Annotated in this window: 13 protein-coding genes and 1 pseudogene; 3 read left to right on the top strand and 11 right to left on the bottom strand. The window is 34.5% G+C overall.

Translation table 11 applies throughout. The features are described from left to right. Window positions 1-300: 300 nt before the first annotated feature. From ACQKMD_RS17725 to ACQKMD_RS17715, 3 genes are all read right to left on the bottom strand, one after another. Window positions 301-798 (bottom strand): GNAT family N-acetyltransferase, encoded by a 498-nt coding sequence (locus tag ACQKMD_RS17725; protein ID WP_427753662.1) that lies wholly within the window; start codon window positions 796-798, stop codon window positions 301-303. Between the two features lie 175 nt (window positions 799-973). Further along, window positions 974-1,468 (bottom strand): MarR family winged helix-turn-helix transcriptional regulator, encoded by a 495-nt coding sequence (locus ACQKMD_RS17720; RefSeq protein ID WP_201254818.1) that lies wholly within the window; start codon window positions 1,466-1,468, stop codon window positions 974-976. Window positions 1,469-1,824: 356 nt separating this feature from the next. After that, the gene (locus tag ACQKMD_RS17715) at window positions 1,825-2,262 is read right to left on the bottom strand and encodes a GNAT family N-acetyltransferase (RefSeq protein WP_427753660.1); all 438 of its coding nucleotides are present in this window, start codon (window positions 2,260-2,262) and stop codon (window positions 1,825-1,827) included. 350 nt (window positions 2,263-2,612) lie between these two features. Here ACQKMD_RS17715 and ACQKMD_RS17710 point away from each other — a divergent pair, with 350 nt between their 5' ends. From ACQKMD_RS17710 to ACQKMD_RS17700, 3 genes and pseudogenes are all read left to right on the top strand, one after another. Then, complete coding sequence (locus ACQKMD_RS17710) at window positions 2,613-2,822, top strand: hypothetical protein (protein ID WP_427753658.1); 210 nt, start codon at window positions 2,613-2,615, stop codon at window positions 2,820-2,822. Window positions 2,823-3,125: 303 nt separating this feature from the next. Next, window positions 3,126-3,422, top strand: a complete 297-nt coding sequence (locus tag ACQKMD_RS17705; RefSeq protein ID WP_427753656.1) for a hypothetical protein — start codon at window positions 3,126-3,128, stop codon at window positions 3,420-3,422. 224 nt (window positions 3,423-3,646) lie between these two features. Further along, window positions 3,647-4,211, top strand: a pseudogene (locus tag ACQKMD_RS17700) (alpha/beta hydrolase). Window positions 4,212-4,358: 147 nt separating this feature from the next. On the opposite strand, the gene ACQKMD_RS17695 reads toward ACQKMD_RS17700, so the two are convergent. Genes ACQKMD_RS17695 through ACQKMD_RS17660 form a run of 8 tightly spaced genes read right to left on the bottom strand, consistent with a single transcriptional unit; the run spans window position 4,359 to window position 11,881 of the window. Next, window positions 4,359-5,828 carry a class I adenylate-forming enzyme family protein gene (locus tag ACQKMD_RS17695; RefSeq protein ID WP_427753654.1) on the bottom strand — a complete coding sequence of 490 codons (1,470 nt, stop codon included), beginning with the start codon at window positions 5,826-5,828 and terminating at the stop codon, window positions 4,359-4,361. Window positions 5,829-5,840: 12 nt separating this feature from the next. After that, entirely contained in the window at window positions 5,841-6,581 is a 741-nt protein-coding gene (fabG, locus tag ACQKMD_RS17690) for a 3-oxoacyl-ACP reductase FabG (RefSeq protein ID WP_427753652.1), read from the bottom strand. Between the two features lie 13 nt (window positions 6,582-6,594). Further along, window positions 6,595-7,491: an alpha/beta fold hydrolase gene (locus ACQKMD_RS17685; protein ID WP_427753650.1), complete on the bottom strand. Its 897-nt coding sequence runs from the start codon at window positions 7,489-7,491 to the stop codon at window positions 6,595-6,597. After that, window positions 7,488-8,513 (bottom strand): 3-oxoacyl-ACP synthase, encoded by a 1,026-nt coding sequence (locus ACQKMD_RS17680; RefSeq protein ID WP_427753648.1) that lies wholly within the window; start codon window positions 8,511-8,513, stop codon window positions 7,488-7,490. Before ACQKMD_RS17680 ends, ACQKMD_RS17685 begins: the two co-directional genes overlap by 4 nt. Continuing rightward, complete coding sequence (locus ACQKMD_RS17675; RefSeq protein ID WP_427753646.1) at window positions 8,510-9,541, bottom strand: branched-chain amino acid ABC transporter permease; 1,032 nt, start codon at window positions 9,539-9,541, stop codon at window positions 8,510-8,512. Before ACQKMD_RS17675 ends, ACQKMD_RS17680 begins: the two co-directional genes overlap by 4 nt. Before the next feature lie 2 nt (window positions 9,542-9,543). After that, window positions 9,544-10,410 carry a branched-chain amino acid ABC transporter permease gene (locus ACQKMD_RS17670; RefSeq protein WP_427753645.1) on the bottom strand — a complete coding sequence of 289 codons (867 nt, stop codon included), beginning with the start codon at window positions 10,408-10,410 and terminating at the stop codon, window positions 9,544-9,546. Window positions 10,411-10,422: 12 nt separating this feature from the next. Continuing rightward, the gene (locus ACQKMD_RS17665) at window positions 10,423-11,130 is read right to left on the bottom strand and encodes an ABC transporter ATP-binding protein (RefSeq protein ID WP_427753643.1); all 708 of its coding nucleotides are present in this window, start codon (window positions 11,128-11,130) and stop codon (window positions 10,423-10,425) included. Further along, entirely contained in the window at window positions 11,108-11,881 is a 774-nt protein-coding gene (locus tag ACQKMD_RS17660) for an ABC transporter ATP-binding protein (RefSeq protein ID WP_427753641.1), read from the bottom strand. The genes ACQKMD_RS17665 and ACQKMD_RS17660 overlap by 23 nt, the downstream gene beginning before the upstream one ends. Between the last annotated feature and the right edge of the window lie 46 nt (window positions 11,882-11,927).

The raw sequence follows: 11,927 nt of genomic DNA, 5'->3' as shown, positions 1-11,927 counted from the left end.
TTTGATGATGGGTCAATGCTCGTTGACACTCATGCATCATACTAGAGGGCTCTTTTTCTTTCAAGACCCCGAACATCTTTCAAACAGGAATGCTGTCCCGTTAATTGAATAGCAACAATCTTTAAGAAAACAGCCTTTCGAAAAGATTGTTGCTTCTGATTTGGATACCTTCTTTAACTAAAGCACTCCGTTAGTTTAAGTACAATTCTTCACAAACTTGTACTTTTTCACACTTTATTTTTTACAGAAATGCTGCCCAGTTTAGTAGGTTGCACCATTATCCGCTACAGGGTAAAAGAATCAATTCATACCCTCTCTTAATTTGATCAAGTTATACCAGCTTACTCCACCATGTTTTGATTCAGACATGCCATAGCTAACAAATCCAAATTTTTCATAAAAAGAAACTAATTCCTGTTTACATGTTAAAGTGATTCCTTCTCTTTCATTTTCTTCTACAAGTTCTTCCATTTTCTCAATTAAAATCTTTGCAATTCCTTGATTTCTAGCCTGTTTGGACACTGCTAACCCTAAAATACTCTGATATCCTCCTCTTTTAGGATTCTCTTTGATTTCCTTAAAAAGATCATCAGTTATAAAAGGTTGATTAATAATAGGACCATTAATATAACCAAGTATTTCCCCTTCCTTTTCTGCCACAATAAAGGTATCAGCTATCAACTGAATCCTCTCCACAAGTGCTTCTTTTGAGGCAGCTTCTTCTATTGAAAAGCCTTCATTCTCAATAAATAACAACTGTTCTAAATCTGTAGTTTGAACATTTCTTAAAGAAATCATCTTTTCTAAAACCCCTTTCCTAACTGGATTGACCTAAAAGCATTAGTAGTAATAATTTAATGGGCTTTACTACCAATACAAAAAAGTTTAGGTACTAAACAATAAATAGTTTAGTACCTAAATAAAAATTTGTCAAGAACGCTTTAGTTTATGTATGACTACTTCCACATCTTTTTTATTTTATATCAGGCATATCCAACAACTCAGTATACTTTTGCATAACTTTATAAAATAGATTAATTTCTTCAGTAGTAAAACTCTTACGCAATGTTTTATCAGCCCAAGTGAGTTCTTTAATATCATAGTCTTTATGTGCTTTACTTAGAAGTTTCCCTTTATCAGTGACATACAAATGTACGTTCTTGGCATTCCCAGCTTCTTTTTTTCGTATAATCAAACCTCGCTTTTCTAGTTTGGTAATAATCTGTGATACAGCACCTTTTGTACGATTCCACTCCAACGCTACCTCAGTAACAGTGATTCCCGGATTCTCTTCAATAACAGTAAGAGTATGTACTTCAACCATATTAATGATTTCCCCTGTACCATAATCACGAGCTGTTTTTATATAATCATTGTAATTCATAACAAATTTATAGATAATATTCGCCTTTGCATCTAATTCATGGTACTTAGCATTTGTTTGAATCACATTTTCAGTATCTTTCATTTCGCCTCACAACCTTTCAACTATAACAGTAAATTACACAGTATTAGTTTTTTATTATATCATTATATATTAATCTTTTAGTATTTCTACTTTAACTTCACCTCTGTTTAGACCAAGTTCCATTTACTCACTAGACTGGATAACAAACGATTTTAGCCATCCATGCAGTACAAAATAATCCTGCACCACAGAGAATGAAAATGGTTAGTGGAGTCAATACTAATAGTCTACCGAAAACAATAGTCTTATTAATGTCCGCTCTCCTCTTTTTTTAACGATTAGGCAAGGGTCTTCTTAAGTATGGTCATTTTTCTTTTCTTGAAAAAATTAATTTTCATGGTAGTTTAATATCGTACTTATTTTAAAGGGGTTTTAAACACATAACTTACTTTGTCATAATTCATCTTATCTTCATAAAAACGGTGTGCATCTGTACGCTGTAACCCTGAAGATAGGGCAACACTTTCATACTTATTTTCTTTTGCCCATTCATGAACATATGTAAGTAGTTTTTCACCGTATCCCTTTGACCGTATATTAGTGTCCGTAACCAAATCACAAACCCAAACAAATCTTCCATAATATAGTGTTGTCATTGGCTTAAAACCGGTAACCGCCACAATTTTATCATCATCAAATAAAGCCAACATTTTATATCTATCTACTTCTTGTGCTTCCATTACTAATTCAAGATAAGTACCTTCATTAAGATGGGTTCGTAACTGCTTCATAATTGGAAAGGCTTCAATTATCTCATTACGTAATTTAAGTTCTTTTATTATTAAAGTATTCAAATTTAAAACTCCTTTTTTAAAATTTTCTGTAAATTAAGTCTGTTTTAACATTTCTTATTGAACTAACTCCCCCGTTTGTTTAAGTATATTTCTTCACAATCTTTATAGTGATATTAGCATAGATATCCAATAGAAAAACATCTCACCTTTAAAAGGTCTATAGAGGAGATATGTTTTTAGTCAAAATTTATTATAAATAATCAAACTTTTTTACAAAGCTACACCATCTGTTTAATTGAGTGCCAGCTCATGTTATAATGAGTAACTTAGATAATTACTACTTTTGCTTATAAGTGAACGGATGCCAAGAAAAGCCTCCGCATAGCGATAAAATATGGAGGTGTAAGAGAATGAATAAACAATGGACAATTGGTAAAATTAAAGAATTTGTTGAGAACAATTCGGAAAGTAAGTTGCTAACGACGGAATATCACGGTTTTTCTCAAAAGTTACTATTTAAATGTGCATGTGGGAGTAACTTTGAAAAAACATTTAAGAAATATAAAAACAATAACCAACGTAAATGTGACGTGTGCCAACCACCAAAAGCGGCACGATAATGTATGGCGAAAAAACGAAGTGCCGATTTCTATTAAAGAGAAGTTGGCACTTCGTTTATTTTATTGTGGGAGATTATAAAGAAGACCAAGTTAAGGTAAGAAATCCCCGTCCTGTGACAGTGATAAGTTAAATAAGTTGAAATTTAATCATGGTTTCAAAATTGAAATATTAGATTATAAACATTTGTCCCAATGCGAATTTGCATCCTTTTACTAACTGGTGTGTTTCTACAATAAGTGGGGTCACTTTTTTACTTAATTGAACTGGTAAATGGAATTTATTGTTGTTAAAGGAGGAATAGGATGACTACGAATAAATATAATATGTGGTTTTTAAGTGGTTATGGTATAGCAACTATTTTACTTTTATATTTTGGGTTGAACGGTTTAGTTGTAACTGCATTAAGTGACAAATTCCCTAATGCAAGGTTTATAACTATTTTGGCTTTATTCTTTATTGTTGCTTGGTCAATCGGTTTAGGAACTCGTCAATACATAAATAGTTTCACTAAAGATACACAAAATAAAATTAGAAATTCTTTTTTATGTATTACTGTATTCAGTTGGATAATTGTATTAATTCTTTTTTCAGTTAGTTAATTATCTAGATTAGAAAATTACTTATTTCACTAACAGGGTCTTTAGTTAAAAATCCGAATTACGAAATGTCAAAATAAAAAACAGAGTTGAATCTTCGCATTTGTAGATTAAATCAGTTTTTAAGTTGAATGATTTGTTTAGCAACAATCTTTAAGAAAAAAACCTTTTTTATAAAATAATCGGTAAATTATGTTATAAAATCACAAATACATTCGGAGGGGAAAATGGTGGAAGTACATAAAAAGAATATACAAACGAATGGTAAAGAAATTAACTATACACATATTGAAATGGGATCCAAAATAATTTGCTTTATGTTCTCAGGTTCAAGTTACAATTACGATAAGCCCTTATTTTATTATGCAACTATGGCAATGCTTCAAAACAAAATTGATGTTGTTCATATCCATTACTCTTATGGAGAACATTTTTTGAAAACAACTCTCGATGAAATATCCAAAACAATGGTGGATGATATTGACCTAGTCATTTTGGATGTTCTTAAGAATGGTCAATACGCTGAAATCATTTTTTTAGGTAAATCACTTGGAACAATTCCAATTGCTAATGACCTTATGAAAAGAAATGAATTTTCAAAGTCGAAAATGATTTTACTCACTCCATTATTAAAGTTCGATTCGATTTTTGATTCAATCTTAAATAGTGAACATCAAGGGCTTTTAGTCATCGGAGACAAGGACCCTCATTTCAATTCAGAATACAACAAATTCAATATTAGCTTTATCAAGGGTAGTTGAAAAACTTCAGGAAGCATTAAAGACAATTTAGCGAAATAATAAGATTATCAAAAGATAACCAATTTAGGTGTTTTTTTAATTGCTTAAATGTAAAAGAGGTGCTAATTGCACCCCTTTTTTAATGGCTAATTACATTTTTGCAACTCAAATTCGAATCCATTAATTATCAACAGGCCGTTTACATTTTGATTATTTGAAGTGTCTTTTTATCAATTTTCCCTACATGTGTTTTTGGTAGTTCAGGGATAAAATAAATATTCCGAGGGATTTTATAACTACCTAGATGACTTCTACAATGGTCTTGAATTTCTTTAACATTATTAAATGCATCATCAGATACGATAAAAGCCGTAACGATTTCACCCCAGTGACGATCAGCGATTCCTATAACTGCGACCTCTTTCACCTTTGGATGAGTGATAATACATTGTTCTACCTCTTGAGGATAGATATTTTCACCACCTGAAATAATCATTTCTTTTACTCGTCCTACAATATAAATATCCCCATCCGCATCCATCTTCGCTAAATCACCAGTACGAAGCCATCCATTAATAATTGTTTTAGCTGTCTCTTGTGGATTTTTCCAATATTCGCTGAACATATGCTTTCCTTTAATATATAGTTCTCCTACTTCATCACGTCCGCATTCTCGACCATTCGGAGCTTGAATTTTAACTTCAATAAATTGCATACACTTTCCGACAGATCCTAGTTTTTTTGCGGCCTCCTCTGGTTGAATAATAAAATTATTGGGACCAGCTTCGGTTAATCCATAACCCTCTTTAAATGGTACTCCCTTTTGTAAGAAGCTTTTATGCACAGTGATGGGACATGGAGCTCCACCTGATAAAAATACTTTTATACTAGGAAAACTTGTTTTCTTAAATTCTTCTGTATCAATCATAGATTGATACATTGTCGGGACAAACAACGAAATTGTTGTACTGTATCTGTTCAAGGACCGGATTACTTCTTGGGGATTGAATTTATTTCCGATTACAACGGTACCTCCAGCCATTAATATCGGAATTGATAATGCATTCAAGCCTCCTGTGTGAAATAAGGGCATATAATTTAATGTGCAATCGTCACTACTAATATTCCAACTAATAATAGTATTGAAGGCATTCCAATTTATCGCATCATATGATAATATAACACCTTTTGGCTTTCCAGTTGTCCCACCCGTATAGATCATTAACCATGCGTCTTTCGAATTCCAATTATTTGTTGGTACATCGAAGTGCTCTTCTAAAAGCTCTATTGTAATTGGGTATGCTTTCATATGTGGGTTATTAGCAATAAGCTTCATAAATTGATGTTCATATAGTATTAAGGCTGGTGTACAATCGTCAAGAATATAGTCAAGTTCTGAATGACTTAATCTCCAGTTTAAGGGAACAAAGATGTAACCACCAATGGCACATGCAAAAAGAATGGCAAATAGATCAATTCTATTTTCCGCAATCACGGCGACCCGATCACCTTTTTGTAGACCGCAGTTTTTTAGAAACATAGCCCACTTTTTCACTTCATAGCCCAATTGTTTATAGGACCAGCTCCTGTTGGTAGCAATATCAATCAACGATGTTTTTTTGGGGGTGATGGCAGCTCTTTTTAATATCCATGATTGCTCACTATGCATAGCTTCTCCCCCTTACATCATAATTCCACCATCGACCTGTAATACATGACCTGTAATATAGCTTGCTTCTTCTGAAGCTAAAAACAAGTAAGCATTGGCAATATCTCCTGGAGCCGCTAAACGTTGTAAAGATACACTGGATTCCATTTTCTCTAATACTTTAGCTGGCATTTTTTCAACCATTGGTGTTCTAGTAAAACCTGGCGCAACTGCATTGACATTAATTCCTTTTCTACCTAGTTCTTTCGCCCAAGTTTTAGTCATCCCAACAATAGCTGCTTTTGTAGCTGCATAATTTGTTTGACCAACATTGCCGTAGACACCGCTGACAGATGATGTGTTAATAATTTTCCCATAGCCTTTTGTTACCATAGAAGGAGTAACTGCTTGAGTACAATTGAAAACGCCTTTTAAATTTACATCGATAACTTGATCAAACTGTTCTTCTGTCATTTTTGAAAGCATTGCATCATTTGTAATACCCGCATTATTTATTAAAATATCAATCTTATGATATTTGTTAATCACCTTTTCAACTACTTCATTGACACTCTCCCGTTTTGTTACATTGATAGGATAGAAAGCTACTTCATAGTCATCTTCAAGGAAATTCGCTTCAACTTTATTTCCTGCTTCTTCGTTGTAATCCGCAATAATAACTATTGCTCCTTCTTCTGCAAATCGTTTTACTGCTGCTAAACCAATTCCACTAGCTCCACCTGTAATCATTGCCACTTTATTTTGTAATCTCATTCTAATTCCTCCATTATATAAATAGTTCAATCTGATTAACTAGTTGTGTTAAATCATCTATTAATGGTGAATGACCACTGTCGCTCAGTTTCACTACTTTTGCACGTCCCTCAAAATCTTCTATTATCTCTTTTGTCATAGTTTCAGGTACTACGTAATCACGATCACCATAAATAATTAGTGTCGGTATTTGGATTTTCGCTACTTCGTTTTGTCCATGACTTACTTCATTCTTTTTAGAACTAATATTGAAAGTATTTAACACATGATATACATCTGCAAGATTACGCTGTGTCAGCATATCATCTATATAGGCTTCATACTGCAGTTCTGAAGGTTGCTTATGCGTATAAATAAGCGCATTCCAAACCGCCTTTAATCCTTCACGATTCCCACTATCATATAAATTTTGCATAGGTACAGTTTTTACGGAATCTTTTTCAACTTCTTCTATAGTAAGTAATCTCTTTAATAGATTAGGTGAACCATCCGGATTCGATCCATAAAATGCATAACCTCTTGTTGAAGCGGAAGCTAGTAGGATTAATTTATGACATAATCCGGGATAATCTGCACAAAATTGCATTGCAACAGCGCCCCCAGTAGACCAACCTACTAATGTAAAATCTTTTAACCCGAGAGCATTAATCCATAACTTTAAATCTTCGCTAAAGTCATGAATATGAGACACTCGCTTTTGATAGGATGATTGACCGAATCCTCTTAAATCTGGTGACAAGATGGTGAAACGTTCATCCAAGGTTTCCATTAGTACATCCCAATGTTTTGAAGATGTCATATTGCCGTGAACAAGAATTATAAGCTCATCTCCACCAGCTCTTTCACGATAAGCAATCGTCTCTCCGTTAGATAACGGCACTTTTTTTAATATGTCTTGTTGTAATGTCATATAATCTCCTCCTCATGAGTTCCCCATCGAATTGTTACTGCCCCCCATGCATAACCGATACCTGCGCTAACAAGAGTAACAATGTCTCCGTTTTTTATTTTCCCTTTTTCTAAAGCTAACTCTAATGATAAAATTTGATCAATCTGACCGATATGTCCGTAATGTGATAAATAAATTGACTGTGATTCGGCTAGCCCTAGTGAATGAAGTACATAATCATGTGCTGACTTTTTCATATGAAGCATAGCAATATAATCCAATTGAGATTCGTCATATCCACTCTTCGATAAAGATTGGCGGATTACCTTTAAAAAGTTACTCAATGACTTTTGCTCAAGACGTGTCTTCATGCCTTCAGGGTCTAGCACATCTAATTTATATGCACCTGCTTGTAGTAATTCAGGGGTCAATGGTTTTTTTGTTCCACCCACCGGTACAACAACATCTTCTGAAAAAGATCCGTCCGTAATCAAATCACTTTCAAGAATGATATTTTCTTTCGTACCTTTTTGTAGAATCATAGCTCCTCCGCCAGCGCCTAAGTTATACATGAAACGTGTTCGATCATTTGTATAATCGATGAAATCATGATTTCGATATCCTCCTGCTAGTAAGATAGTACGAACATCTTCATTAGCTAGCATTAAGCTTTTTGCAACTTTCATCGCCATTATCGTCGTTCCACATCGAAGCTGCACATCGAATGACCATGCATTTAAAGCACCAATTTCTTCTTGGATTTTAATAGCTGCTGTCCACAGTGGATATTCTTTATGCTCCTCACCGATATAAATAATGACATCAATATCTCGAGGGGATAAATTTGTCTTTTCTAAGGCTCTTTTGGCAGCCCAAACTGCCATTTGCACTGTATGATCTTCAGATCCAGCAATCGTCTTTTCAATAATCCCCAATTTTGTTTTAACAATATCAACTGGAATACTCGATTTTTGGCTAATTTCTTCAAATGTCATACGGTTTTTAGGTAAATAGATTCCGGTACTAACAATCCCTATACTCATTCAAATCGCTCCTTATCCTTGACCAATGGTGCAGATTTCGTAGGCAGTTGGGGTTTGGCTTTCTTCGATTTCCAAGTTAAATATTTCACATATACAGTACCAACAATGCCTTTTGGGAAGAAGATGACTGCTAAAATATAGAGCATCCCAAAGAAGATAATCCAGCGCTCAAAAATTGGATAGTTATTAGCTAAACCTGATAGATAATGTTGAGTAGTTTCTATCACTAGACTGCCAACAATTGGCCCGATAAGAGTACCAACCCCACCAATTATCGTCATTAACAATGCATCTAATGTTATATCCATTGACATCACACTTGTATTGACGAAGCGTAGAGATATTGCATAGAGTGATCCTGACAGGCTAGCAACAACACCAGCTACAACTGAAGCCGTCACCTTATAGTGTAATGTTCTAAATCCTAATGATCGTGTCCTTTGTTCGTTTTCACGAACTGCAATTAGTACTTTTCCTAATGGAGAGTTTACAAATCGTCTAAGTACAAGGAATACGACAACAAGACAGACTAAGACGAAGAAATAAAAGAGAACACGATCTCTGAATACATCTGGAGCTCTGAAAGTAAAGCCGTCATTACCTTTTGTGACAGTACGCCATTTCTCCGCCACAACTAAAAACAAACCTGAAATCGCCAATGTCAACATTGCAAAGAAATGACTCTTTAAACGAAGTGTCAGGAGCCCAACTAGGAAACTAACAATACCTGCAAAAATCATACCTACTATAATCGAAATGAGGAAAATCACCATAGTATTGTCATAAGTACTAAGTAAAATGGCCGTTGTATAAGCTCCTATTCCAAAAAACATAGCATGCCCAAACGACACAATTCCTGTATAACCGAGTAAAATATCATAACTCATGGCTAATATACTGAAAATAAATATTTGCGTCATTAGTATCGTTAACGTTCTAGAATCTGCAACATAGGGAAAGAAAATGAGTACTATTATAATGATTAAGAACGTCAAATTTTTAAGAGAAAAGTATTTTTCCTGTCTCATTTTTAGCCCTCCTTTGCATTTGTGAATAAGCCTTGTGGACGGAATATTAATACAATAGCCATCAAAATCATATTGACCGCTAATGATAAATATGGAACATAGTACGCCATGAAACTACCCGCAAGCCCCACTAGAATTGCTGCCATTAATGAACCCGAGAAACTTCCCATCCCTCCTATTACTACTACGATAAATCCTAAAATGGCATATTCCATTCCCATCTCTGCGTATATTACGCCCGAGTAAGGAGCCATAAGCATTCCGCCGAAAGCTGCCATTGCTGAACCGGTCATGAAAACGAATAAAAAAACACGTTTAATATTAATACCTAATACTTGCACCATTTCTTTATCCATCACACCAGCACGTACGATTAAACCGATTTTTGTTTTCTTTAATATATATTGGAATATTCCGAAAATAATAAACCCAATAACGATAATAAAAATACGATATTTAATCACAATTACTTCACCGATTTCCCAACTGCCTGCCAAATATGAAGGCACATCTACAGGAATACTATTAGGTCCAAAAACAACCTTAATACATTCTGATAGTACTAGCATAAATCCAAGCGTTATTAAAATTTGTTGTACATGATTGCCATATACGGGTGTAATGATTAATTTCTCAGTGATCCATCCTAGGACAAACCCTGTTACAATCGCACCTAGTATCCCTACTATAAAACTGCCTGACCATGTATAAACGAAGATTCCAGAATAAGCTCCCCAAACAAAAAGTCCCCCATGGGCAAAGTTTAAGACATCCATTAATCCGAAAATAAGTGTCAATCCAGCCGCTAATAAAAAGATCAACATACCTGTGGCTAAACCATTTATAAATAAACTGATAAATAAATCCATATTGGATTCCCCCTAACCAATTCCTAAGTATTTCCGTTTCAATTCTTCATCTCCAATCAATTCAGCCATAGATCCTGAATGAACAGTTTTTCCATCATCTATTAATGTATAGGTATCCCCAATCCGACTGGCCATAATAAAATTCTGTTCAACAAGAATAATCGTTGTTTTCTTTTTCATTTCTGTAATAGCTTCCATTACTTTTTCTACAACGATTGGAGCTAATCCCTTTGAAGGCTCATCTATTAATAAGAGTTTACTATCATTTACAAATGCTCTTGCCATAGACAGCATTTGCTTCTGCCCACCAGATAAATGCCCCCCAGCCTTTTTCCAAAACTTTTTCAAATCGGGAAATAACTCTAATATATATGCCTGTTTTTCATATACTTCATCTGTCTCTTTACGAATTGCAACTTTCATATTCTCTTCCACCGTTAAGTCCTTAAATATTCCTTGATCTTCTGGAACATAACCAATACCTAGATTGGCAATATCATAAGGCTTTCGTTTTGTAATGTCTTGCCCATCATACATAACTTTTCCGTGGGAAGCAGGTGTCAAACCCATTATGGTTTTTAAAGTAGTTGTTTTACCCGCACCATTTCTACCAAGCAATACGGATACTTCCCCTTCTATTGCTTCGAATTGAATCCCTTGTAAAATATGATATTGTCCAATATGTGTTTGCAGCTGATCAAGGTTTAATAAGCTGTTCATCATATAGCCCTCCTAAATACGCGTTTTGTACGGTTTCATTGTCCATAATTTCTGAAGGCGTTCCATCTGCTAAAAGCTTTCCATTAAAGAGCACCATGATCGAATCTGAAAGATCTAAAATCATATCCATCTTATGCTCAATGAGCAGTATGGTTTTGTTTCCTTGTTCTTTAATTGACCGTATTACGTCTAAGATAGCCGGTACTTCCTCTAATGACATACCAGCAGTTGGTTCATCCAATAGTAATATTTCCGTATTTAGAGCGAGTAACATCGCAATTTCTAGTTTACGCTTTTCACCATGAGATAGTTGACTTGCAACTGCATTCACTTTGTTATCAAGCAATACTTGACCCAATATTTCTACTGCTTCATTGGTAATCGATTTATACTGCAAATGGTGTTTATAAAAGTTAAATCTAACCTTTTCACGAGATTGCACTGCAAGTCTAACATTCTCCAAGACTGTAAGATTTGGAAAGACATTTGTGATTTGAAAAGAGCGACCAAGTCCTTTTCGTGTACGTTCGATAGACGAATCATTTGCTAACGATTCCCCTCTTAAAAAAATTTCTCCCTCTGTTGGTTTCAATTCACCACTTAGTAGGTTGAAAAAAGTAGTCTTTCCTGCACCATTTGGACCAATAATAGATTTGAAATGCTTTGCCTGCATTTGAAAATTCACGCCATCAACTGCACGATGCCCTCCAAATTGAATACTTAAGTTTTCTGTCCTAATGATAGGTTCCATCCTCATTCCTCCTAAGTCTAGCTCTCTTAAAAACTTCTTATGTAAA

This window comes from Viridibacillus sp. NPDC096237 (genome assembly GCF_050278625.1).
Classification (GTDB): Bacteria; Bacillota; Bacilli; order Bacillales_A; family Planococcaceae; genus Viridibacillus.
This window is presented reverse-complemented; position numbering and strand designations above follow the sequence as displayed.

Coding starts and splice junctions, on each gene's coding strand:
- ACQKMD_RS17725 (WP_427753662.1), bottom strand. CDS start 798: ATGATTTCTTTAAGAAATGTTCAAACTACAGATTTAGAACAGTTGTTA.
- ACQKMD_RS17720 (WP_201254818.1), bottom strand. CDS start 1,468: ATGAAAGATACTGAAAATGTGATTCAAACAAATGCTAAGTACCATGAA.
- ACQKMD_RS17710 (WP_427753658.1), top strand. CDS start 2,613: ATGAATAAACAATGGACAATTGGTAAAATTAAAGAATTTGTTGAGAAC.
- ACQKMD_RS17705 (WP_427753656.1), top strand. CDS start 3,126: ATGACTACGAATAAATATAATATGTGGTTTTTAAGTGGTTATGGTATA.
- ACQKMD_RS17695 (WP_427753654.1), bottom strand. CDS start 5,828: ATGCATAGTGAGCAATCATGGATATTAAAAAGAGCTGCCATCACCCCC.
- fabG (WP_427753652.1), bottom strand. CDS start 6,581: ATGAGATTACAAAATAAAGTGGCAATGATTACAGGTGGAGCTAGTGGA.
- ACQKMD_RS17685 (WP_427753650.1), bottom strand. CDS start 7,491: ATGACATTACAACAAGACATATTAAAAAAAGTGCCGTTATCTAACGGA.
- ACQKMD_RS17680 (WP_427753648.1), bottom strand. CDS start 8,513: ATGAGTATAGGGATTGTTAGTACCGGAATCTATTTACCTAAAAACCGT.
- ACQKMD_RS17675 (WP_427753646.1), bottom strand. CDS start 9,541: ATGAGACAGGAAAAATACTTTTCTCTTAAAAATTTGACGTTCTTAATC.
- ACQKMD_RS17670 (WP_427753645.1), bottom strand. CDS start 10,410: ATGGATTTATTTATCAGTTTATTTATAAATGGTTTAGCCACAGGTATG.
- ACQKMD_RS17665 (WP_427753643.1), bottom strand. CDS start 11,130: ATGAACAGCTTATTAAACCTTGATCAGCTGCAAACACATATTGGACAA.
- ACQKMD_RS17660 (WP_427753641.1), bottom strand. CDS start 11,881: ATGGAACCTATCATTAGGACAGAAAACTTAAGTATTCAATTTGGAGGG.